Consider the following 24,393-nt stretch of genomic DNA (forward strand, 5'->3'; position numbering starts at 1 on the left):
TCACCCCTTCTCACCAACAAGTCCCGTCGGTTTGACTATTAAGAAAAACAATAACATTAACATATTGATTGCGAGTGATAAATCAGGTATATAATACGCCGTAAACGCTCCAGCCAACCCAACAATTAAAGATGCAATTGCCGAACCTTGCACGCTGCCTAACCCTCCGATAATGACAACAATAAAAGCTAAAATCGCATACTGCATACCCATTTCAGCAAAAATAACTCCTGAATATGGCGCAAGAAGAAACCCTCCTAATGCTGCCATTCCTGCCCCTAATAAAAAGACAAATGAAAATATAGCCTTTACGTTAATGCCAAGAGCTTGCACCATTTCCTTATCCATTACACCCGCGCGAATCATAAGTCCTATTTTTGTTTTACGTAATAACAACATCAAGCCAATATAAATCACGACTCCAACGACAATAACAAATAAGCGATACTTAATTAATATAATGCCATCAAATGTAAAACTTCCTTGCAGCCATGATGGTAATTTAGCTCCAATTGGATTCGGTCCCCAAAACACTTTTATACATTCACTAAGTACGAGCATTCCACCGAGTGTAACGAGAAGCTGCCGAACATGATTTCCATAGACAGGACGAATGAGAAATCTTTCTAAAACGAAACCAAGAAACATTCCCATCAAAATCGCTCCTATTAATGCAAGTGCATAACTACCCGTCATGTTGAATAGCCATACCCCCGTAAAAGCCCCCCATGCAAACAATCCACCATGAGCAAAATTGAGCACACTCATTAAACCGAAAATAAGTGAAAGCCCAGATGCTAATAAGAAAATAAGCATACCTGTCGAAACACCGTTTACAAACAAATTCACTAACACATCCACGTTCTATACCTCCTCCGTATCAATGTTAAGAAATCCCTAAATACTTATGACATGTTTCCTTATCTTCTTTCAGTTCATGCATCGGACCATTATGAACAATTTCACCATTATCCATAATGTAAAAATAATCACCGATCTGGCTTGCCATCATAAAATTTTGTTCCACAAGTAAAACAGTTGTTTTCTCTTTCATTTTCAAGATAGCCGACATTAACTTTTCAATCATAATCGGCGCTAATCCTTTACTTGGTTCATCGATTAATAGCAATCCATCACTATTAATGAACGCTCTTGAAATCGCCAGCATTTGCTTTTGTCCTCCGCTCAACAACCCACTTTTTTTATTCCAATATTGTTTTAAATCTGGAAATAAATCGAGCATCCATTCTACTTTTTCCGCGACCTCTATCCCTTTCTTCGCTCCCGCAAGAGCAAATGTTTCTTCTACCGTTAAATCATGAAAAATCCCTTGATTTTCTGGCACATAGCCTATTCCTTTTCGCGAAATTAGATGAGTAGATAAACCATTCACTTTCTCATCACAATAATAAATTTCACCATTAGAAATCCGATGAAACCCCATAATTGAACGTAAAGTTGTTGTTTTTCCAGCCCCATTTCTCCCAAATAATACGGTGATCGTTCCTGTCTCAACCTCAAAAGAAACACCTTGCAAAATATGAAACTGATCTAAATACGTTTCTATATTATCCACTTTTAATAGTGTCACCTTGCAATCCCCCTAAATATGCCGTTTGTACCCGCTCATCCTTCATAATATCCTTCGGTAACCCTTCCGCTAATAACTCACCATGAAATAATACAATAAGGTGATCTGATAAATGCAGAACCATATCCATTTTGTGCTCGATGAGTACAATCGTATTCTCTCGATTTTTCTTTATATTCTCGATTACTTGTAGAATAGCTGGAACTTCTTCAACAGAAATACCCGCTGTCGGTTCATCAAGTAGCAATACATCTGTTTTGAGTGCTAGCAGCATAGCCAGTTCTAATTTTCTCTTTTCCCCATGCGCTAAATCTTTCGCTAGCACTTCTTCTTTTTCATGAAGCAATACTGTCTTCAAAAAACGTCTCGCCTCTCCCATCTGTTGCTTAAATCGGGAGAAGTTTGGAAAAAAACTATAATAATCTTGAGCAAACGCCTGTACACCTAAACGTATATTTTCAATCACTGTCAACTCTGGAAAAATATTTGTAAGCTGGAAAGAGCGTCCCATCCCAAGGCGAGTTCGCTCTGGAATCGATAACTTTGTAATGTCACGTTCTTTAAAATAAATCTCACCTTTTGTTGGAGAAATTTGCCCACTTAACAAGTTAAATAGAGTTGTTTTCCCTGCTCCGTTCGGTCCAATGATAGAAATAAGTTTTCCTTTTGGTATTGTCAAATTCACATTTTTAATAACATGGTGGTCACCAAATGAGACACAAAGATTCCGAGTCTCTAATAGGTTCTTCACTCTATCCCTCCTCATAAGAAATTTTTATTATTCATTTCAAAAACTAACGATAAAGAGAGGGAACGACCCTCTCTTTATATAATTTTAACTAAAAATTCTGATTATTTATTTTGAATCGGTGGCTCTGTTTCTTTCATTGTCAGTTCACGCTCTAAAACAGGTACTGGATAATCGACACCATCTTGTTTTTGCAGCGTGATAGAATAAAGCGTTTGCAATGCTTGGTGGTCTTTATCTCTAAATTTCATTTTTCCCTTTGGAGTCTCAAATTCCATTCCTTCCATCTTCTTAATAAGCGTATCAACATCTGTATCACCTTTTGCTTTCTTTAACCCTTCAACAATAGAAATTGCTGCTGACATTCCTCCAGCTGTAAACAAATCTGGAACTGCTCCATTGAAACGCTTCTTATGTTCTTCTACTAACCAATCGTTTACTTTATTTTTCGGAAGTGTATGATAATATACTGAAAATCCTTGCATACCTACTAATGCATCCATCGTTTTTAATGCTGGTATATCTGGTGCTCCAGTTGAAATCTTAATCCCTTGTGCTTCCACATTCATATCCTTTAATTGCTTCCATGGTGAGTTCGCACCAGCCCAAACAATAAATAAATAATCTGGTTTTGAACTAATAATATTTTGAATATTTGCAGTAAAATCCGTAGAATTCGTATCAGCATATTGTTCGTTTACAATATTCGCACCTAATTTCTTCGCTCCAGCTTTAAATGCAGCAATTCCTTCACGACCAAAAGCGTTATCTGGAGCAAACGTTGCAATCTTTACACCTTTCTTAGCAATAGATGCTGCGCCAGCAATTGCATCTTGAGATGAACTTCTGCCTGTTCTAAAAATATATTTATTCCAGTTCTTCCCCGTAATACTATCTGCAACCGCAGGTTCAACAACCATTATTTTTTCATATTCTTCCGCTAGTGGTAACACTGCTAATGTATCACTTGAACTCGAAGAACCAACGAGAAAGTCAACCTTGTCTTCTTCTAATAGTTTTGTAGCTTTTTTAACTGCTACATCCGCTTTTGTTTCTGTATCTTCTACAACAAACTTAATCTTCTTCCCCTCTACTTTTCCTGTTCCGCCTGTTGCGTAATCTAGCCCTAGTTCAAAGCCGTTTACCGTTTGTTTCCCATATGATTCAAGCGGGCCTGTTAACGAAGCAAGAACACCTACCTTAATCGTCTTCTCATCATCTGTACTTGCTTTTTTCCCTGAACATCCTGCTGTTACTAACAATGAACCAAGAATACATCCGGTAAACACCATTTTTAGCCACTTACGTTTTTTTGCTGACATTGTGATCCTCCCCATACTTTACTTTCTGATAGAATCAAATACGCCAAAGTAACCATCCGTAATCATGACTTTTCGCTTTTAACAATATAAATCAGGTTGTCAATAGAAATTTCTCGAAGTACCTCTACATTCGCCAGACATTTCCAAATACCTTCCAATACATTTGTAAATATTCATACAATTATTTAAATTACACATTTCATTCCTTGAATAAATAATAGCCGTTCTCCTACCATCTAATGACAGTTGCTGCCCAAGTATATCCAGTACCAGCGCTAACTGCTACTGCAATATCACCAGGTTGTAATTTATCTTGCTCATTCGCAAAATGAAGGCCAATACAAGGATCAAGTGCTGACATATGTCCATAATGATCTAAATATACAACTTGTTCTTCCACTAAATGTAGTGAATGTAATAACTCCTTTAGCATGGAACGTTTTGTATGTAGTGGTAGTAATACTTTAATATCCTTAGTAGTTAATCCACTTTTGTTCAAAGCTTGTCGAATAACGTTTTCAAAATTTGGAATTGAAACAAGGTCAAGATGCTCCTTCATACTCATTGGATCGATAACATCAATATAATGTTGACGTTTTTCAACAGTCTCATAGCTAGCAAATTGCTTTGATCCACCAGCGGGAATGCGAACATCCTCATGAAAAGATCCGTTTGTTATAATCGCGCTTTCTAAGATTCTACCTTTTCTAGCTCCTCGTTTTACTAATGCCGCACTCCCACCATCGGCAAAATTAAACATAAAACGAGAGCGCGGGTTATCGTAATCTATAATTTGAGATTCTTTACACCCGCCTACTAATAAAATATTTTCAATGGATTTATCAGAATTCAACATGTCTTTTGCAACTTTTAAAGCAATTGGAAAACACGAACTGACATTCATGATTTCAAAAGCATAAGCATTTTTTGTTCCAAGCTCATACTGAATCTTCGGGGCACTTGACCATACGTGGTAATCTTTATGTGGACTGCCAAAGTAGATAACTACATCGATGGCTAGAGGATCAACCTTTGATAAAATGGGTTTGGCTGCTGCAATTGCTAAATCTGAAGCATGCATCGTGTCATCGGCTACATGTTTTTCATATAAACCAAACTTTTCTATTATAACGTTTTCAGGAATACCTGTTTTACCAGCTAAATCAGCCGCTGTTTCAACATCTTTTGGGAAGAACACACCAGTTGCTTCAATCCCAATATTCATCATATCAATCCCCCTTCGTTTGGGACCATCATTGTAGCTAAACCAGTTAACACTAAATCCCCTTTTTGATTATGGCAATCTGTTACCAATTTTATAATTCTCTTCTCCTTAAAAAACTCTTGGACGGTAGCTGTCGCTGTAATCGTATCTCCTATAAAAACAGGAGCTGTAAAACGAATCGTTTGCTCCATATAAACAGAGCCCTTCCCTGGCAAATGAACCCCTAACAGTTGTGATAACAAACTTGAAGTTAATAACCCATGCGCAATTCGCTGATTAAACCTAGTTTGCTTCGCATACTCATGATCGATATGGATTGGATTAAAATCACCACTCAAACCAGCAAATAGTACAAAATCCGTTTCTGTTATCGTTTTGCTACATGATGCCTGTTGCCCAATCGTATAGATTGTCATCGTTTCACCTACTTTTCAATTGATTCACTAACTCCATCTTTTGAATTTTTCCCGTTGCATTTTTAGGTAATTTCTCTAGAAATATAATTTCTTTTGGAATTTTATATTTTGCTAGAAATAAACAACAATGATCGACTATTTCCTTTTCAGTTAACCTGCTTCCAACCACCTTTACTATAAAAGCAATTGGAACCTCACCCCATTTTGAATTTGGCGCTCCAACAACAGCTACTTCATCTACTTCTAAAAGTTTACTAATAACTTGCTCTACTTCAAGAGGATAAATATTTTCTCCACCTGAAATCATCATCTCTTTTTTTCTGCCAACAATGTATAGAAAACCTTCCTCATCTTCCCTTGCTAAATCACCTGTATATAACCAGTCATCTTGAATTGTTTCCATAGTTGCTTCCGGTCTATTCCAGTATTCTTTCATTACATTTGGCCCTTTTATAATTAACTCTCCAATTTCACCTATACCCACTTTATTTCTATTTTCATCAATAAGCATATAATCACAATACAGCACAGGCTTGCCAATTGAACCTGCCTTACGTTTTGCATTCTCTTCAGAAAGCATAAACACAGTAGGTGAGGTTTCTGTCATGCCAAATCCTTGCCCAAATAAAAATCCTCTATCCAAAAATCCTTTAATCAATTCTTGTGGACATGGTGCTCCCCCATTATAAAACCACCGAACAGATTGTAAATTTGTCGTTTCAAAAGTTGAACAATGGAGCAAAGCTTGATGAATTGTCGGGACTCCCATCACCACAGTGACTTGATGTTCTTCTATCATAGAAAGAACTTTAACGGGTTCAAATTTTCTTGGAATAATAATTGTTCCACCTACAAACAAAGTAGGAAAAGCAAATAAGCCAATCCCCCCAATATGGAATAAAGGAAGTAATACAATAACCCGATCCTTAGAAGTTAAATCAATCGCTAACATATTATGAAGTGCGTTCCAAAACATATTTTTTTGTGTTAATACCGCTCCCTTCGGCTTCCCAGTTGTTCCCGATGTATAACAGATAATAAAAGGAGCGCTTTCATTCATTACATCAAAAGAGTTCAGAATGTTCTCTTCTAAATCTTTTAAGCACGCAATCGGAATAACTCTTTCTATACTAGATTCCTCTGCTATAGATTGTGCAATATCTTGAAATGTTTCTTCTGCAAATAAAACGGTAGCTCCACTATCTTGTAACTGAAAAACAAGTTCACTTTTCGTTAATCTTGTATTAAGAGGAACAGCAATACATCCTATCTTCGCTATCGCAAATAAAAGAACAATGTACTCCCATCGATTTTGTGACAAAATAGCAATTCGATCCCCTCTTTTTCTCCCTAACTTCAAAGTCAAATATGAAGCTACTTTACTCACATACTGATGCAGTTTTTTATAAGTTAGTTTTTCATCTTCAGCAATAACAGCAATGCGCTCTGGATGTAAATATGCACGCTTTTCAACCCAATAGGCAATGCCTTTCATATATTTCTCCCTCCTATCTTTTTCGCAACCCTTCAAATATTAATGACATTGCTGTCTCAAAAACCTCTTCAGGAACATCTTGTTCTTCCCAATATCCCCAGCGCATACCAAGGAATTGACCGATCGACATGAGACAGTATGCAATTGTTTCTTGATCAAGTTCTTTAAATTCTCCTGCTTTCATACCAGCAGACAAACTTTTTAAAAATCCAGTTGCAAGTCTCGAATAATACCATCTGTACATCTCTTCATCAACAACAACTGCTTGTTGCACAATGCTATATAAATTCCGACGCTTTTTTACCCAACGAAAAAACGCTTGAAACCCCTTCCGCTGCGCTTCTTCATAACCGATTACTCCCTTCATTTCCTCTCTAATTGTCAAGCGTAATTCACGGTTAAATCTATGAATGAGTTCATCAAATATATCTTTTTTTGCTGGAAAATAATTATAAAATGTTCCGTGTGCCACCTTCGCTTCTTGTGTAATGTTCACAATAGAAGCCTCATAATACCCCTTACTACCAAACACTTCTTCCGCAGCACATAATAGTTTTTCCCTTGTTTCTAATCCTTTTGGTGTTAAGTTTTTTACATCCACTATTATTTTTTCTGACATCTGAATCACCTCTTAAATTTGATTATAAGTATTTAACTGAATTTTACAACTATTTTATTTAGATAAAATTCGACACTATAAAAAATACAATTTATTGCTAATAAAAAACATCTTGGAAGTAAAGGGCACGCCCTTACCTACAAGATGTTTGCTTGAAATATACTATTCACTTCGTATTTGTTATTTTCAATTTGATGTATGTTCTAGAATTTCTAACCCTTCCTTTAATTGTTTCTTATCTAAATCTTCACCGATAATTACAAGATTTGTCGGAAATCCAAAATCCTGTTCTAATAAAATTGGTACCCCAAATGAGTATTGTAACAAGTGCGGATATTTATCCCCATGAAATTTTACAAATCCCTTAACTCGATAAATCTCCTGGGATAAATTGGAAAGCCATTCATATAGTTGATCTTGGTCAATTGATTTTGTAAATTGATATGTCATCGTTTGTATATGTAAATGCTGCTTCACATGTAATGTTTCATGCTCTTCATTCCCTTTAAATTCCACACCTTCTATATCCCCTAAAGATATATTACAATACTGTGTTTCATACAATTTAGCATGTTTATTCATTGCTGCTACTTCTTCTAAAACTTTTTTCTTCTCCCCATCTTTTAATAAGTCTAATTTATTAATGAGGATATGACTTCCATATTTGATTTGTTCATGTAAAAGTTGCTGAATATTTTTACTTAATGTATCGCGATTTAACCATCTTATTGCATCTACTATAACAACGATGGACTTCACGTCAAGGTAAGGAGCTAAAATAGGTGACAAACATGCATCTAATACTTCAATCGGGTGAGCCACTCCTGTTGTTTCTATATAAATGACATCTGGCCTTTCTTGTTGATATAAAGAATGTAATTGAATCTCAAGTTCATCTTTCAACGTACAACAAATACAACCTTTTAAAAGTTCCCTTAAAACATTCTCTTTTCCTATAATATCTGTATCTACCGAATACTCACCTATTTCGTTCATTAAAACAGCTACTTTTCGATTTTTCTTCTTTTCCGCTAATAATAGATTTTGTAGCAGTGTTGATTTTCCACTTCCCAAAAAACCACCTAATATATGAATTTCTACTTTATTCATATTACCGACCATCCATTTCTGTGTTTCTAATATGTTTTAAAGCGTAACTATTACGATTTATACTTATTATTTTATTAAAATAACTGCTATTTGTAAACAATACAAGCTAACTATGTTGATTCCCTCTATATGTTCAGTGATTTATTTTATCAGCAACCCAAATTCCAGATTCAACTGTTCCTAAACGTTGTATATTCTCTTGCAAAATGTATGCACCCCTCTGGCAATGTAATATGAGAAAATAATTCGAGTTCTTGCCCTTGTTCAAAAGCTGTTACTCCTCCGCAAAAATATGAACTTTGACTTCAGCTAAGAAATACCTATGTTTCATTCCTTATAATTAATACATATGTGAACAGATATATTTTGAAATACTTGAATATCTTTCATAAAATGTAATAAACTAGATTTGATTCTATAGAAGTAAGGCCTGTTTTTTCTTACATATCAAAATTACTGAAATAGCGAGGAATTGTCATATGAAAAAAGGTATTAACCGTGTTGTATTAGTAGGAACTGGGGCAGTAGGATGTAGCTACGCTTACTGCATGATTAACCAAGGCGTTGCAGAAGAATTTGTTCTCGTTGATGTAAACGAGGCAAAGGCAGAAGGAGAAGCAATGGATTTAAGTCATGCGGTTCCCTTTGCTCCAGCACCGACAAGAGTTTGGAAAGGTAGCTATGAAGATTGTAAAGACGCAGATCTTGTTGTAATCACTGCTGGTTTACCACAAAAACCAGGTGAAACACGTTTAGATTTAGTTGAGAAAAACGCTAAAATCTTTAAAGAAATTGTTCGTAGTATTATGGATAGCGGATTTGATGGTATCTTCTTAATTGCTACAAACCCTGTAGACATTTTAACTTATGTAACGTGGAAAGAATCTGGCTTACCAAAAGAGCGTGTAATCGGTTCTGGTACAACTCTAGATTCTGCTCGTTTCCGCTATATGCTAGGAGAATATTTCAATATTGGACCTCACAATATTCATGCTTACATCATCGGCGAGCATGGCGATACAGAGCTTCCTGTTTGGAGTCACGTATCAATTGGAATTCAAAAACTACAAACAATCCTTGAAAAAGATAACGAACATAATCAGAAAGACTTAGATGAAATCTTTGTGAACGTTCGCGATGCTGCGTATCACATTATTGAACGAAAAGGTGCAACATACTACGGAATCGGTATGTCCCTTTTACGGGTAACAAAAGCAATTTTGAACAACGAAAACAGCGTATTAACAGTATCCGCTTATCTTGATGGTCAATATGGACAAAACGATGTTTATATTGGCGTTCCTGCCGTTCTAAACCGTCAAGGTGTCCGTGAAATTTTAGAAGTTGAATTAAGCGAAGAAGAAGAATTAAAATTTGATCATTCTGTTCAAGTACTAAAAGAAACAATGGCTCCCGTACTTTAAAAAACATATACTGGTTGTAAGCCTATAAAAAAGCAATCCAAATATTTCGGATTGCTTTTTACATAGTTAAAAAATTCATTCCGCATTTGGGTAAGACTTCTCTCCATCGTGCACTTCAAGCACGTCAAGTAAGAAAATAAAGATCGGAATCCCAATAATAAGACCCCATATCCCTAAAAAGTGTTCTGAAAAGATAAGAACCATAAATGTATAAAAGATTGGTAAATTCGTTTTTGCGGACATAAATTTTGGATTTAAGAAATAGCTTTCAATTGCATGAATGACCGTGATAAAAATTAATATGTATACGACATATGCAATCCCACCAATGTTATACGCTATGATACAAAGTGGAAATAGGGAAATAATCACACCTGCAACAGGAATGAGTCCTAATAGGAATACCATGACAGCTAATACAAGGAGCTGTGGAAAACCGAGAAACACAAGTGCAATCACAGTGAGAATACAATTCACAACAGCTATCAAAAACTGCGCTTCAATGACTTTTCCAAATGAACGGGCGAATTTCTGACCAAAGTATGCAATTTCCTCATAAAAAATACTAAGTTTACTATCCTTAAATTTAGAAGTAAAAGTAATAATACGCTCTTTTTCTAGTAAGAAAAATAAGCTTAAAATAAGAGAAAGTAAAATTTGCAAACTTACCTTTCCAATATTCGCTAAAGATTGATAAATAACATCCACACCTTGTTCAATATACTTTGATACTTCCATTTGGTTTATTGTCGAGAACAAATATTTAACCATTTCATTATCAGGTGGATTTTTAAAAAATACTTTAAACTGATGAATCAATTGCGAAATTTGTATCATTAATACCGGTAAATATTTATATAACGTAGTAACAATAAATGCCACTAAACCGATGTACAAAAAGGCAATAATCAATTTCCTATTTATCCGTACAAAACGATTAAGCTTTTCAGAAATAAATCTTTGAAATCGATCCATTAGAAACGTAAGGATAAAGGTAATCAAAATTAAATTAATCATACTTTTTAGCCCGTATAAAATAAGAGCTAAAATTATTAATATAAAGAACCTCTGGAACCCTCTACTTTGAAAGAAATTTTTCACTTGAATCATTAAGTCTCAATCTCCCCCTTCAACGGATGGGAATTTCATATATTTATGAAAATACTAACCGTTTATTCGTTACTATATTAAGACATTGTATGAACTCCTAAAGACAATCTTTCTCACTAATTTGAAGGAATCCTCTTTTTTCTTTTTAATTGTCATATTTCATTTCTATCGAAATACTTCCATATAAACAGCATTACAAATACTCGTAATTTCCCTTGTCCTAATTACGAAATGATCGCCTTAAACAATGAGTTTATGGCGATCATTTCGTAGCTTTATTTCTTTCCATTCTTTTTGCTAACAATTCCTTTACTTGATTATACGTTAACCCTGAATTTTTATTTAAACGCTTCACTTCATCAATATCGGTACCCACTACTGTATATTTCTTCTCATTATTCATGACGACACATCCTTTGATAACTGTTCATTGAATCAATCCAATATATTATTTTGTTATATTAATTCCCTAAACGAAGCAATCATACTCCTACCATAACAAACCTTTATTTAAAAGCATGAAAAAAAGAAGCTATTTCTTAAACAGCTTCTTCTCTCACTCTCTATTTAGTTTCAAGAAGGTCGTAGCGCTTGTTGAACAGTATGACTATCAACATATTGTTTGAACCTTACAACTTTTCTATTACGCAATTCCCAAACATGTACAAAATCAGCTTGAAATGCTTTACCTGTTCTTTTATATACTCCAGAGTATATTCCTTCAGCAATAATGATTTCTTTGCCATTCACCTCATGATACGTATGAATGCTCGCTTTAAAATCATTCCATTCTGATGCCAGACGACTAAAAACATTCTCTATGACAGCTTCTGCCCCAACATACGTGCCACCATATGGGAACCCTGCCGCTTCTGTCCACTCTACTTCTTTTGAAAGGGCCTTTATTAAGTACTCTGGACCTTTATACGTACTACGAATGATTTGCAAATTTGTACTTTCTGTCATATATTACTCCCTATACTTCCAAAGATATTTCAGTAAAATTTCACTACATCTTCAGTAGGTAAGAACGTTCTTTCACCCGGTTGTTCATTTGGCTCACCAAATGGCATTTGTCCTACTAAGCTCCATTCTGCTGGAATATTCCATGTTTCTTTCACTTCAGCATCTACAATTGGATTATAGTGTTGTAATGATGCCCCGATTCCTTCTGCAGATAATAGCATCCATACAGTATGTTGTAGCATTGCATTCCCTTGATGAGACCAGAATGGGAACTGTTCTTTATATAATGGTGCATTTTCTTGCATTTGTTTTACTGTCGCTTGATTTTCAAAGAATAATACTGTTCCTACTCCTTCGCGGAAACCTTTCAGTCTTTCTACTGTTGCTTCAAAGTTTTCTGCTGGCACGCGAACTCTAAGCGTTTCTTTTACGATATCCCAAAACTTTTCATGCTCGGCGTCCATTAATACAACCATACGACCACTTTGCATATTAAAAGATGTTGGTGCATGTAAAGCTGTTTTTAAAACTTCATTGATTCTTTCTTTTGTGATTGTAGCATTTTTTGTTACTTTACGAATTGAACGACGGTTCATGATTGCTTCTTTTAAATTTGTTGTAGTTGCTGACATGTTAGTTCCTCCAAATATATACGTTTTATAATTTATTTAAACAATTCAAGTTGATTCCTCAATTAAATACGGATTAGCAATATCCATCCGTATTACATTGCATACCTTCAAATGAATTTGTTTTATCCTTTTCAATTTCTTTATCAATTACTCTTTTTAACGTTTCTTTACTAGCAAGCCCTTGAATGACTTCGTCTCCAATCATTACAGTTGGAACAGCCATAATGTTTGCTTCATCGTATGCATGCTGAATTGCTTCCTGATGTTTTTCTTTATATTTACGAGTTACTAAAGCATCTTTAAATTCAGCTTCAGGCATCCCTACTTCAACCGCTAATTTCGTTAATACATCTATCTCTTCAATGTTTTGCTCTTCCTGGAAAAACGCAGTAAATACTCGGTGATGGTACTCATTTCCAAGTCCACGATCCTTCGCAAATTGGCATCCTTCAAAAGCTAAATGTGTATATGGATGCGGTGAAACACGGGGCAGACGCATTTCAACTCCTAATTTCTTTGCAGTAGGAAGAATGAAAGAATCCCATGAACCTAACTTATCTGGCTCGTTCCAAGGATCGATTTTTGAATATGGACTCGGGCGTAATTCAAATGGCATCCATTCGATTTCTACATCTTTCTCCTTCGCCACTTCATCTAATGGACCTTTTGCTAAAAAACAAAATGGGCAAATAAAATCAGAGTACACTTTCATTTTTACAGTCATAGTATTACACCTTACTTTCTCTTATTATCAGTTGTAACTGTTTCGGTTACATTTATAACAAAAAAATATACATTCTCTCCTTATAGAGACTTGCAACCCTTATTTCAATCATTTATTTTTTGTTGTAAAGATTCAAATAACTGCTCCATAGTAATATTTTTCAAAACCTCTTCCATTGCAGATTGTGCTCGAACCAAAATCATCTCTAATACCGCTTGAATATTCGCTCCAATTGGACAATCTGGATTGGGTTGTTCATGAATATGGAATAACTTATCTTCCTCAACTACATTTACTGCATGATATACATCTAATAATGTAATTTCACTTAAACCCTTTAATAACCCAGCCCCACCTGGCCCTCGATTTACATAAACAAACTTGGCTTGTTTTAAGTAAGACATTATTTTTCGAATTACAACCGGATTTGTATTTACACTCTCGGCCATAAAATCTGAAGTACAAATAGAAGATGGATTATTTTTCAAAATAGATAAAATATGAACAGCTATAGAAAAGCGGCTACTAATTTTCATCATGATCACCACCTTGATGTAATCATTATAGTTACAACAAGGTTATAAGTCAACCCTTTCTATAAAACTTTTTTGACATGTGATAGCAATAAGTAAAAAGGCACCTTACAAACAAGATGCCTTTTTACTATTCTGCAAACACCCCTTGAAATTCTTCAATAAAAAGTTGCACAGCTAGTGAAGATTCTTTCAAGGAAGGAACAGCTAACGCAATTTCTCTCCATACTTGTGGTTCTAATTCTCTTGTTTGAACATTAGGTGGTAGATCTGATAAGGATAATTCAGCTAATATAGATAAACCTAGTCCCTCTTTTATCATATTCAAGGATGTTGTTACAGTAGACACAACGTATTCAATGCGAAGCGGTACGGAAGCTTGCTTAAACATTTCTATAATTGGCGGTTCATACCCACCTTTACAAATAATGATCGGCTCATCTTCTAAATCTTCTATTGTAATCGTCGCCTTCTTACCCAAAGGGTGATCATTTCTTAGAACAACAACCATTTTCCCCTTCGTTAACGGTACAATCTCCATTTCTGTATTTGGCAAAATAACAATTCCCAGATCAATTGCACGTGATAATAACCATTCTTCCACTTCTTTGAGTGTTCCCTCATGGAGAATCAGCTCTAAATTCGGATATTTTTCACGAAATATATTAATCATTTTAGGCAAGAAATATGCCGATGCACTCGGAAAACTTCCAATCCGAATTGTACCAACTTCATGCCCTTTCTCCATCGCAACCTCTTGCTCTACTTTCTCAACACCATTTAAAATTTCACGAAAATGAACAAGAAGGCGAGTTCCTACATCTGTAAGAATGAGTCCTTTCCGTTTATCACGTATGATAAGTGTTACACCTAATTCCGATTCCACACTGGAAATCGCATGACTCACAGCTGGTTGTGTCATATTTAAGACTCGAGCTGCCTTCGTAAAACTTCCTAGTTCAACTACTTTTACAAATACTTGAAGTTGTGTAATAGTCATAACAAATCACTTATACTCCCTATAAAAAAGATTCATTTTATTTATCGTGTTCAATATCATATCATAGTGAAATGATATACAACAAGGAGGTATTATCGTGGTGCAACTTTCACGAACAAAAACAGCCATAATCCTTTCATTCCTCGTTCTTATGTGGGGGATTAATTGGCCTTTATCTAAATTTGCTCTGCATTATACACCGCCCGTATTATTTGCAGGAGTCAGAACATTAATAGGAGGATTTATTCTACTTATTTTCGCATTACCGAAATACAAACAATTACATCTAAAAGAAACTTGGCATTTATACTTTATTTCCGCTTTACTCAACATTATTTTATTTTACGGACTACAAACTGTAGGACTTCAGTATATGCCTGCCGGACTCTTTTCCGCTATTGTATTTCTTCAGCCTGTCTTACTTGGGATTTTCTCTTGGATTTGGCTTGAAGAAACAATGTATGGCTTGAAAATTTTCGGCCTTATTCTTGGATTTACGGGCGTTGCTGTTATTAGCTCTAGTAGCTTAACCGGACATATTTCTATTATCGGTATTTTCCTTGCTTTAGGATGTGCAGTTGGCTGGGCACTTGGTACAGTATTTATCAAAAAAACTGGAAACCGTGTAAATGCAATTTGGATGGTTACACTTCAACTGATTATCGGGGGATTTTGCTTAATTGGATTCGGTTCAGAATTTGAAAACTGGTCTAGCATTGCTTGGAGCATACCATTTGTAATCGTATTACTATTCATTTCAATCTTTGTTATTGCAATGGGTTGGCTTGCCTACTTTACACTTGTCGGAGCTGGAGAAGCTAGTAAAGTTGGAGCTTATACATTTCTTATTCCACTAATCGCAATTATTGTAAGTTCTATTTTCCTGCATGAAGCTATTACCATTAGTTTATTCGTCGGACTCTTATTTATTGTCGTAAGTATTTGTTTTGTAAATATAAAACCAAAATCACTTACCATGAAACAGTCTGTTGAACCTAAAAGATGCTAGTCAAATATAAATAAGAAAACGCCTATCATCAAATAGGCGTTTTCTTATTTAATACTTTTTACGGCGTACTACAAAGATACATGTACCTAATGAAACTATAATAGAAAGAATGGATAAAATAATAGCTACCGTTTGCATACTTGTACTTTCTTTCTCTTTCACATTAGATACTTTTGATTCTCCATGCTCTCCAGTCAATGCTGTACCCTTTGTAATTGTTGTAAGTGAATGTGGTTTATCAGCCTTCTCATCGCCTGTCCATTCTACAATATCTCCATCTTTGTACTGTTGATAGGCGTCCCAAACCACTTTTTGCTCTTTATCTGGGTTTTTCGCAACAAAAGTAAATTGCTGAAATTGACCTGGTAAAATCCCTTCCCCTGTCGCTTCCCACGTAACAGATTTAATCTTTCCAGATGCATCTTTTTGTTCATCAATCTTCCATCCCGGTACTGGCTCATACTGTTGAAACTCGACTCCCTCTGGTATTTTAAGGATAACTTTCGTTGTTGCTATATCCTTTTCAACAGGGACCTTTATTGTATACGTTTCCCAAGAGCTAACGCCAGAAGTAGCTGGTTTCACCGTTACATGTGCACTAGCAGGTACTGCGAAAAGTCCCATTGCAATTACTGTTGCTATCATTGTTGTTCCTAATTTTTTTATACGTTTCATTTTTCCATTACTCCTTTTTCATTCTCTACAAACTTACTTTATCGACCGCCGACCATGAATTTAAAATCCGTATCAAAACTATCAAGAGCTTTCGTTAATCCATGAACATGTATATTCCACTCACCGGTCATATTAATATACATCCCTTCCGCTTGATACACTCCTGGTGAAACCGGCGAAACCTTAAATGTACCTTTTCCCATATCCATTTCTAAAGACTTTGTGGTCAGTACAATTTGTTCCATATCAGTAACAGGCTGTCCATTTGTATCCTTTAAATCAATGCGGAATGTATTCATCCCCACCTTATTTGGATTTACTTGTAAAGTAAGTTCATATCCATTATCAAGTTTTTGGCTTCCTGTAAATGGTCCAGTTGGCGGCATTGGTGGCGTTTGTACATTTGTTAGAAAAGCTACTATGATGAAAATTACTATCCCTATACCAAATTCACCTTTCAGCGTAGCCCCCAATTTTTTCTCTTTTCTCATCCTTCCCCTTACGTAATGAATAAGTCCCAATATCCCCATACCAATAAATAAGAGAAATTTTGTTAACAATGCTAAGCCATAATTTGTATCAAATAATGAATGGATCGTTGGAATAAAGAAAGTACTATTAAAAAGACCCGTCACAAAAATAACAATAACTGTCCCCATTGCCCATGGTGAAAATCTTTTAATAGCATCCCAATACTTTGTCCCTTTCTCTTTCTCATCGTCTTTAGGTAAAAGAAGAAGAATCGATACTAAACCTCCAATCCATAGCGAAGCTGCGAATAGATGTAGAAAATCCATAACGACTGCAACATTTTTATATTTTAGACCATATGCATGACTATTCATCGCCTTCATAATAAGCAATCCAACAAAAAGAAGAATTGGAACTATCCATGTTTTAAACGATGAGAGCTTTCCTCGTTTTAAGGCAACATATGTAGCAGCGATCAACACAATTGTGAGCGTCATTTGAATTTTCCATACATATCCAAAAACAGGTAACTGTAACGTTTCTTTTAATAATGCAGGTTGAAATGCATCTCCCCACGAAACATCAGCATTTATCTTTGCTTGCAAAGGAAGACTAAATAGTAAACTAGTGAATATACCAAGCAATGAAGTCCAAATGAGTTTATTACTTCTTGATTGAACTATACTGGAATTCCCCTTATAGATTATCAGGTTAAAAAATAGAACACCTATATAGATAGAAAAACCTGTATATAAAATGCCTCTTTCTATGAGCATATCCAATTGCGGGAAATAACCAATTTCTTCTGCTTGTATGCTACTTTCTCCCTTTTCCTCTGTTCCAACACGGAATGGAATGACTCCTTGAATAGGATGTCCATCAGCAGAAACAGCTTTCCACTGAATGGAATACGTACCATTTGGTGTATTTTTTTTCACTCCAGCTTCTAAGACTTTGGAATTTTTCTTATCAATATGAGCATTTTTTAAATCTACGCGTTTCCCTGAAGCATCCCTTACCAATAACGTATTAAAGCGCGAAGACTGAAGCATTTCATCAAATTCAATCCTTACAACGGAAGGTGCTTTCTCTAATGTTTCATTTTCTGTAGGGTTTGATTTTACAATATAAGCATGAGCAGAAACCGCTGTAGGTAGCAATATCATCAGTACATATGCCATTACCATCCATGCTCCTAGTTTTCTTAATACACTCACATTCAGTTCACTTCTTTCTTTTACATCGCTGTATTTCACTCGGAAGTTAATAAAGCATTACTATTTTTATTCTATTCCCAAAAAATTAACTTTATTAAATATTAAATAATAAAATATAAATTAAAAATTTCATTGTGAACTATTCATACACCACCCTGAACTTATACTAATTAAGATACTATTTATATAATCATTACTTATCTTTTTAAAGCTAGTTATGATTATAACATATAATATATAAATATAAGTTTTTTAGAACGAAAAGAAACAGTGAATCATTTGTGAAGGAATTGTGAAATCCAACCTTATGATTCCCTAACACTTCCTAAACATTAAAAAACAAAAAAGTGCTACGTATAGACGTAACACCTCTTCATACTCTTTTAAGTTTTTAAAACCACAAGCTATTTCCCCTCAGGATAATCACAATATTCAATGATCGTTCCTTCTGTATCGGCTGGATTAAGATAAATTAATCTTCTACCATGCTTGTTTATACGTAGTGTATGCTCCAACGTTCGAATCCCTTGTTGTTTTAATTCCTCTAAAGCTTGATCCAAATTGTCTACACGATAAGCAATATGATGTACACCTTTTCCTTTTTGCTTGATGAATCTTGCAATCGGTGAAGTAGTATTATTCGTTGGTGCAAGCAATTCAATTCTATCGTCATTCACTTCAAGAATAGCCACTTCACTCTCAACACCTGTCGCCTCACTTACATAACGATCTATTAATGTTCCTGATAAAACCTTCTCGTAAAAACGTATACTACTATCTATATCGCGAACAGCAATACCAATATGATCAATTTTTTTGTTCATTATATTTCTCCTAAATTCATTTTTACTTTTTTATATAAGATATATAAATGGCTATATTTTTCGTACGGCTACGAACTATAACAACTCAGCCATTTATCTCCTATAATAACAAAAAAGTTATAGAAATAAATGCTATAACTTTTTTGTGACATATAATTACTTATTTACTTTTGCTACGCTGGAATGAATTTCATTTTTCACTCTTAAATGACTAATACCGTACCCAATAAATCCACCAATAATAGCTGGGAAAATCCATCCTAGACCTACTTCATGCATCGGAAGAAATTTAGTAAATACATGGTTCACTACTTGGATGTTTACTCCAGCTGCATTTAGCCCATCAAATAAGCTTATAATAAACGTCACCAGTAAGCTTACCTGATACACTTCCCTTCTCCCTTTAAATAATGAATGCAAAAATGTTAAAAAGATTAGTACAATCGCTAATGGGTAAATCGCTGTTAATACTGGGACAGAAACTGCAATGAGTTGCGTTAATCCTACATTCGCAACAATTGCACTAAAAACAGATAAAATAACAACGATTTTTTTGTAAGATACATTTGGAAATAGTTTATGGAAAAATGAAGAACATGCTGAGACAAGTCCTACACTAGTCGTTAAACAAGCTACTGTAATCATTAACCCTAATAGGATTCCACCATATGAACCAAAGTAGTAGTTTGACACTTTCGCTAAAACTTCCCCACCATTTTCTAAGTGCCCAAGTTTTGCTACACTTGAAGCTCCCATATACGAAAGCGCTGTATATAGAATTGCTAATACTGTCGCTGCAATAATCGTTGCTTTTGCACAAACAACCATAATTTGTTTTTTCGTTTTTGCACCTTTTTCTTTAATAGCATTAATGATAATAATGCCAAACACGAAAGATGCAAGCGTATCCATTGTTAAGTATCCTTCTTGAAACCCTTTGAAGAATGCGTTAGATGTATACGTTTCAACAGGTGCTTGCATATCCCCTATCGGACGAATGAAAGCAACAATTACTAAAATTCCGATGAACGTTAATTTAATTGGCGTCAAGATTTTTCCAACAATATCGACAATTTTCGCAGGATTGAGCGAAAAAAAACAAGTAATACTAAAAAATATAATTGTAAAAATAATTAAAGGCATAGAACCTAAACTTTCTGGTACAAAAGGTTTAAGACCAATTTCAAAGGAAACATTACCCGTTCTCGGTATTGCAAATAATGGACCGATTGCTAAATATAGAATTGTTGTAAACACAATTCCAAAAACAGGGTGAACACGACTTGCCAGTGATTGTAAATCTTCTTTACCTGAAATACCAAATGCTAGTACACCAAGTAATGGTAGTCCAACCCCAGTTACTAAAAATCCTGCATTCGCTGACCAAATATTTGTTCCAGCTGATTGACCTAACATTGCAGGGAAAATTAAATTTCCTGCTCCAAAAAAGAGAGCAAATAACATTAATCCGATAACTACTATGAACGAAAAAGGTACTTTATTCGTCATGATATAACCTCCATTACAAAATACATTATCTCATTTCCAATTTTAACTAATTGAAGATTCTGAATATTTAATTAGCGAATGTACTATTCTCACTTATTATAGTCTTAAGAATAATATATTTCAATACTATTTTTTGAATTTTTTAATTAAATTCACTTTGAATACAAAACTAAAAAAACATTACATATTCCTCATATCACTAACTGATATAAACCTTTAATGACCATTTTACTCTTTTTCATATTCAATAATCTCACTTTTATATAAAGTGAAGCTTCTACAGTTAGAAAGTTTCTTTTCTATTCAAATGATGTTTTTAGGAAACACAGAAGCACTTGTTTTAGCATTTCCTTTTTCTTGCACATTCATATCTGGTTCTAATATTTTCATCTTTTTACACCTCTTAATTGTAGGAATGTACAAAAAAGACATGCATTTGTTTTTTCTACATGTCTTCTATTTTGTAAAAAATATATATTATGCACTTGGCATTGGTGTTGGAGTGACGCTTATACCTTCTTTGTTGTATTGTTTATCGATATATTGACGAATTTCTAAAGTAGATGCTCCATTTTGGTTCATTAAGACAGATTGAAAAGCAATATCTACACAAGCTGCGTGATTCATTGCATGAGATCCCCATGTAACTTCACCATTCTGCTTTATCTCACGGATAAAGCAATCTTTATTGTTTTTATGTCCTGAGTTTTCTCCACAACCACAGTAACAAGGAATCCATTCTAAGAGTTCGATGTTTTTTCCTACCATCCCATAAATTTGAGAGACTTGGCCATTTTTAGCTGATGATAAGAAAGAAGGAAGGGTTTCAATACTAGCTGTTGTTTCTAGGATATCTCCTTTGTAATGATCATCGCTATTCTCTTGTACTTTTTTTTGATTCTGTGTCGCATTGCTCTTACTGGCTGATGAATCATTAACGGAACTACAACCAATTAGTACTACAAATAATAGGTTTACTAATAAAACTACAGGTATGATCTTCGACATCATACTGTCTCCTCTCTGTAGAAATACCTTTATATGTAACAATACATCCCACACAATACTCTTTAATCAATTCATTTTTGATCTTGTTAACAACATAAACAAAGTAATTAGACAAAAAGCTATTAAAGCTAGGAAGGGAATTGTGATAAAACCTAGCCAATTAATATAATCTACATTACAAGGAACTCCTTGGACACATGATTTTATCTCTGAAAAACCCGGGACTTTCTGTATTAAATAGTGATAAAGCGAAATACTTCCACCAATAATAGAGAGCGGCAATACATATTTCTTGATTTTCTTTTCGTTATAGAATGTCGCAACACCTAAAATGATACTGAGTGGATACATCATGATTCGTTGGAACCAGCATAATTCACATGGTATAAACCCACGAACCTCGCTGAAGTACAGACTACCCAATGTAGCAAACATTGAAACGATCCAAGCCATATATAAGGTGTAATTACGCCATTCAAATTTTTTTTGTACTGTATTCATCATTTCTTTTCCTTCAATGCTTTTTCAATTAAGTTTTTGATTTGTTCATAATCATAAGGATCGGATAACATCGTTCCATTCACAACAATACTTGGCGTTTTCTCTACGCCATAGTCTTGCACCAGCTTTTCATCTCTGTTTACTTCTTCTTGTTCCGCTTGTTGCTTTAAATCCTCTTCTAACTTATTTACATTTATATTTGGTGTATATGTTCTCGCTATCTCTAGTAGCTTCTCCGAAGTAATCCATGGATCATCGTGATTTTCTGGCTGTGCGTTAAATAACTCTTTATGGAATATCCAATATGATTGTGGGTCTTGTTTATAAACAGATTCAGCAGCTAAAGCAGACAACTTGGATTCCGTTCCATGGAATAAAACATTCACATATGAAAATTTAACTTTACCAGTATCTATATAATCTTTTTGAAGTTGAGGGAAAATTCGTTCTCCCCATGCTTTACAAGCAGGACACTTATAATCACCGAATTCTACAATAGAAACTTGTGCATCTTCTTTTCCTAAAGTAGGTTGATTTCCTATAGAAGGTAACTTCTTCATAACTTTATTTTCTGTTGCTGTTTCTTCTTTACTATCCATCACAACAAAGGCTGTAATTACAGCAAAGATTATTAATGTGACAACAAGTAGTAGCTTTACGTGAGACGATTGCTTTTTCTTCATGTGAACACCTCGAATTTTTAGAGTTTAACAAGATAACACTAACAATCTTCTAATTTAACGAATTCTTTTAATATCTCGAATGATATCTTCATATGGTGTTTTTTGTAGACCTGAATATTTCTTCACAACTTTTCCACTTTTGTCGACAAGATAAAAACTTGTTCCATGTATAACTTGTGTATTATTTTCTGGTTTGGTTACAAGTGTTTGGAAGTTCTTTTTTGCAAACTTTTCAATGTCTGGTCGTGTATATCCTGTTAGGAAATGCGTTCTCTTTGTATCCATTTCATAAACCTTCATAAATTCTGTTATTTTTTCAGGTGTGTCTACTTCAGGGTCTACACTAAATGATACAAACTCTACATCTTTAATTCCCTCAGCATTCAACATTTTCTGAAGTTTTGCCATATTGGCTGTCATAGGTGGGCAAACTGTTTGGCAACTTGTAAAGATAAAATCAGCTACCCAGACCTTTTCTTTTAACTCAGATGAACCAAAATTTTTCCCGTTTTAATCTGTAAATGAAAATTTCTCTACATCCCAATTTAGTGAATCTCTTAGTTTATTATCACTACATGCTCCTAAAATCGTAATTACGAAAATAAACATAAGCAATTTAATTAAACGTATTTTTTTCATATGTATACCCTTTCACTTTGTATTTATGATATGGAGCCACTAGGTAGCTCCGTATCATATTATTTATTTCGTAATAAACGCATACTGTTAAGTATTACAAGTAGTGTAGCCCCTGTATCGCTCAACACAGCAATCCACAGTGTCAACCAACCCGGAAAGATCAAGATGAGCGCAATAAACTTTACAATGAGAGAGAACCAGATATTTTGTTTAATGATGCGTAATGCCTTTCGGCTGAGATGCATCGTGTATGGCAGTTTTTCTAGATTATCTGCCATGAGAACAATATCCGCTGTTTCCATCGCTGTATCCGTTCCCGCTCCACCCATGGCAATACCTAAATTGGCTGTTGCAAGTGCTGGTGCATCATTGATACCGTCTCCGATCATGGCGACGGTTTTCCCTTCTGCTTGCAGCTGTTCCACGGCACGAACCTTATCTTCCGGAAGTAAATGAGCAAAGTAGCGGTCAATCTGCGCTTTCTGTGCGATATGTTGCGCTGTTCCTTCATTATCTCCTGTCAACATCACGGTTTCTTTAATTCCTGACCGTTTAAGCTCTTGAACCGTCTCTAACGTTGTTGAACGTATGGAATCAGCGACCGCAATGATTCCTAAAATGCTGTCATTGGTACCAATCAGAACAACAGTCTGCCCCATGTATTGCATATTCTGTATTGCCTCTTTCCAAATATCAGTAGATACGCCATGCTCTTCAAATAAGGTAGCATTTCCAGCATAATAAACTTCTCCTGGTATGGTCACCTGCGCACCTTTTCCTACAATAGCACGGAAATCTATTCCTTGTTGTACCGGAATGTTACGTTCTTGTGAATATGCCGTAATAGCTTTTGCAATCGGGTGATTGGAATACTCTTCAATAGTACGTGCAAGAGATAATAACTCTTCTTCAGAACCTTCAACACTTCGAAGAACTGCGCAA

General features: G+C 34.9%; 25 protein-coding genes and 2 pseudogenes. 2 read left to right on the forward strand and 25 right to left on the reverse strand.

Going from position 1 to position 24,393, the window contains the following annotated elements; genetic code table 11:
• From AAIE21_RS17870 to AAIE21_RS17910, 9 genes are all read right to left on the reverse strand, one after another.
• The gene (locus AAIE21_RS17870; RefSeq protein ID WP_343268001.1) at window positions 1-861 is read right to left on the reverse strand and encodes a branched-chain amino acid ABC transporter permease; all 861 of its coding nucleotides are present in this window, start codon (window positions 859-861) and stop codon (window positions 1-3) included.
• 25 nt (window positions 862-886) lie between these two features.
• A complete protein-coding gene (locus AAIE21_RS17875) occupies window positions 887-1,591 on the reverse strand; it encodes a branched-chain amino acid ABC transporter ATP-binding protein (protein ID WP_343268002.1) in 705 nt (234 codons plus the stop codon).
• Window positions 1,569-2,342: an ABC transporter ATP-binding protein gene (locus AAIE21_RS17880; protein ID WP_343268003.1), complete on the reverse strand. Its 774-nt coding sequence runs from the start codon at window positions 2,340-2,342 to the stop codon at window positions 1,569-1,571. The genes AAIE21_RS17875 and AAIE21_RS17880 overlap by 23 nt, the downstream gene beginning before the upstream one ends.
• Before the next feature lie 101 nt (window positions 2,343-2,443).
• Window positions 2,444-3,661, reverse strand: a complete 1,218-nt coding sequence (locus AAIE21_RS17885; protein ID WP_343268004.1) for a substrate-binding domain-containing protein — start codon at window positions 3,659-3,661, stop codon at window positions 2,444-2,446.
• Between the two features lie 229 nt (window positions 3,662-3,890).
• Window positions 3,891-4,886: a 3-oxoacyl-ACP synthase gene (locus AAIE21_RS17890; RefSeq protein WP_343268086.1), complete on the reverse strand. Its 996-nt coding sequence runs from the start codon at window positions 4,884-4,886 to the stop codon at window positions 3,891-3,893.
• Window positions 4,886-5,302, reverse strand: coding sequence for a MaoC family dehydratase (locus tag AAIE21_RS17895; RefSeq protein WP_343268005.1), 417 nt, complete (start codon window positions 5,300-5,302; stop codon window positions 4,886-4,888). The genes AAIE21_RS17890 and AAIE21_RS17895 overlap by 1 nt, the downstream gene beginning before the upstream one ends.
• 4 nt (window positions 5,303-5,306) lie before the next feature.
• Complete coding sequence (locus AAIE21_RS17900; RefSeq protein ID WP_343268006.1) at window positions 5,307-6,797, reverse strand: o-succinylbenzoate--CoA ligase; 1,491 nt, start codon at window positions 6,795-6,797, stop codon at window positions 5,307-5,309.
• A gap of 13 nt (window positions 6,798-6,810) precedes the next feature.
• Window positions 6,811-7,416, reverse strand: coding sequence for a TetR/AcrR family transcriptional regulator (locus AAIE21_RS17905; RefSeq protein ID WP_343268007.1), 606 nt, complete (start codon window positions 7,414-7,416; stop codon window positions 6,811-6,813).
• A gap of 186 nt (window positions 7,417-7,602) precedes the next feature.
• Window positions 7,603-8,526 (reverse strand): CobW family GTP-binding protein, encoded by a 924-nt coding sequence (locus tag AAIE21_RS17910; RefSeq protein ID WP_343268008.1) that lies wholly within the window; start codon window positions 8,524-8,526, stop codon window positions 7,603-7,605.
• A gap of 479 nt (window positions 8,527-9,005) precedes the next feature.
• On the opposite strand from AAIE21_RS17910, the gene AAIE21_RS17915 reads away from it, so the two are divergent.
• Window positions 9,006-9,950, forward strand: coding sequence for an L-lactate dehydrogenase (locus AAIE21_RS17915; protein ID WP_343268009.1), 945 nt, complete (start codon window positions 9,006-9,008; stop codon window positions 9,948-9,950).
• Window positions 9,951-10,025: 75 nt separating this feature from the next.
• Here AAIE21_RS17915 and AAIE21_RS17920 read toward each other — a convergent pair whose 3' ends face one another.
• The 7 genes from AAIE21_RS17920 to AAIE21_RS17950 all read right to left on the reverse strand — a co-directional run bounded on the left by AAIE21_RS17920 (window position 10,026) and on the right by AAIE21_RS17950 (window position 14,915).
• The gene (locus AAIE21_RS17920; protein ID WP_343268010.1) at window positions 10,026-11,060 is read right to left on the reverse strand and encodes an AI-2E family transporter; all 1,035 of its coding nucleotides are present in this window, start codon (window positions 11,058-11,060) and stop codon (window positions 10,026-10,028) included.
• A gap of 262 nt (window positions 11,061-11,322) precedes the next feature.
• A complete protein-coding gene (locus AAIE21_RS17925) occupies window positions 11,323-11,463 on the reverse strand; it encodes a hypothetical protein (protein WP_343268011.1) in 141 nt (46 codons plus the stop codon).
• A 170-nt stretch (window positions 11,464-11,633) separates the two neighbouring features.
• Complete coding sequence (locus tag AAIE21_RS17930; protein WP_343268012.1) at window positions 11,634-12,026, reverse strand: nuclear transport factor 2 family protein; 393 nt, start codon at window positions 12,024-12,026, stop codon at window positions 11,634-11,636.
• Window positions 12,027-12,055: 29 nt separating this feature from the next.
• The gene (locus AAIE21_RS17935; RefSeq protein ID WP_343268013.1) at window positions 12,056-12,658 is read right to left on the reverse strand and encodes a nitroreductase family protein; all 603 of its coding nucleotides are present in this window, start codon (window positions 12,656-12,658) and stop codon (window positions 12,056-12,058) included.
• 73 nt (window positions 12,659-12,731) lie between these two features.
• On the reverse strand, window positions 12,732-13,382 hold the full coding sequence (locus tag AAIE21_RS17940) for a DsbA family oxidoreductase (RefSeq protein ID WP_343268014.1): 651 nt from the start codon (window positions 13,380-13,382) through the stop codon (window positions 12,732-12,734).
• A 104-nt stretch (window positions 13,383-13,486) separates the two neighbouring features.
• Window positions 13,487-13,918 (reverse strand): Rrf2 family transcriptional regulator, encoded by a 432-nt coding sequence (locus tag AAIE21_RS17945; protein WP_343268087.1) that lies wholly within the window; start codon window positions 13,916-13,918, stop codon window positions 13,487-13,489.
• Window positions 13,919-14,045: 127 nt separating this feature from the next.
• The gene (locus AAIE21_RS17950) at window positions 14,046-14,915 is read right to left on the reverse strand and encodes a LysR family transcriptional regulator (protein ID WP_343268015.1); all 870 of its coding nucleotides are present in this window, start codon (window positions 14,913-14,915) and stop codon (window positions 14,046-14,048) included.
• Between the two features lie 97 nt (window positions 14,916-15,012).
• Here AAIE21_RS17950 and AAIE21_RS17955 point away from each other — a divergent pair, with 97 nt between their 5' ends.
• Entirely contained in the window at window positions 15,013-15,924 is a 912-nt protein-coding gene (locus tag AAIE21_RS17955; RefSeq protein ID WP_343268016.1) for a DMT family transporter, read from the forward strand.
• Between the two features lie 48 nt (window positions 15,925-15,972).
• Here AAIE21_RS17955 and AAIE21_RS17960 read toward each other — a convergent pair whose 3' ends face one another.
• The 9 genes and pseudogenes from AAIE21_RS17960 to AAIE21_RS18000 all read right to left on the reverse strand — a co-directional run.
• Window positions 15,973-16,599: a YcnI family copper-binding membrane protein gene (locus AAIE21_RS17960; protein ID WP_343268017.1), complete on the reverse strand. Its 627-nt coding sequence runs from the start codon at window positions 16,597-16,599 to the stop codon at window positions 15,973-15,975.
• A 38-nt stretch (window positions 16,600-16,637) separates the two neighbouring features.
• Complete coding sequence (locus tag AAIE21_RS17965; RefSeq protein ID WP_343268088.1) at window positions 16,638-18,293, reverse strand: copper resistance CopC/CopD family protein; 1,656 nt, start codon at window positions 18,291-18,293, stop codon at window positions 16,638-16,640.
• A gap of 398 nt (window positions 18,294-18,691) precedes the next feature.
• Window positions 18,692-19,111, reverse strand: a complete 420-nt coding sequence (locus AAIE21_RS17970) for a VOC family protein (RefSeq protein ID WP_343268018.1) — start codon at window positions 19,109-19,111, stop codon at window positions 18,692-18,694.
• Between the two features lie 156 nt (window positions 19,112-19,267).
• Window positions 19,268-20,620: a branched-chain amino acid transport system II carrier protein gene (gene brnQ / locus AAIE21_RS17975; RefSeq protein ID WP_343268019.1), complete on the reverse strand. Its 1,353-nt coding sequence runs from the start codon at window positions 20,618-20,620 to the stop codon at window positions 19,268-19,270.
• A 477-nt stretch (window positions 20,621-21,097) separates the two neighbouring features.
• Entirely contained in the window at window positions 21,098-21,628 is a 531-nt protein-coding gene (locus AAIE21_RS17980; RefSeq protein WP_343268020.1) for a PCYCGC motif-containing (lipo)protein, read from the reverse strand.
• A 66-nt stretch (window positions 21,629-21,694) separates the two neighbouring features.
• Window positions 21,695-22,132, reverse strand: coding sequence for a disulfide oxidoreductase (locus AAIE21_RS17985; RefSeq protein ID WP_343268021.1), 438 nt, complete (start codon window positions 22,130-22,132; stop codon window positions 21,695-21,697).
• Window positions 22,129-22,812 carry a thioredoxin domain-containing protein gene (locus AAIE21_RS17990; RefSeq protein WP_343268022.1) on the reverse strand — a complete coding sequence of 228 codons (684 nt, stop codon included), beginning with the start codon at window positions 22,810-22,812 and terminating at the stop codon, window positions 22,129-22,131. Before AAIE21_RS17990 ends, AAIE21_RS17985 begins: the two co-directional genes overlap by 4 nt.
• Before the next feature lie 54 nt (window positions 22,813-22,866).
• Window positions 22,867-23,451: pseudogene (locus tag AAIE21_RS17995) on the reverse strand (SCO family protein).
• A gap of 59 nt (window positions 23,452-23,510) precedes the next feature.
• Window positions 23,511-24,362: pseudogene (locus AAIE21_RS18000) on the reverse strand (heavy metal translocating P-type ATPase); the annotation flags it as partial.
• Window positions 24,363-24,393 lie beyond the last annotated feature (31 nt).

Origin of the sequence: Paenibacillus sp. 102 (assembly GCF_039549175.1) — a bacterium.
In the GTDB taxonomy this organism is placed as follows: domain Bacteria; phylum Bacillota; class Bacilli; order Bacillales; family Bacillaceae_G; genus Bacillus_A.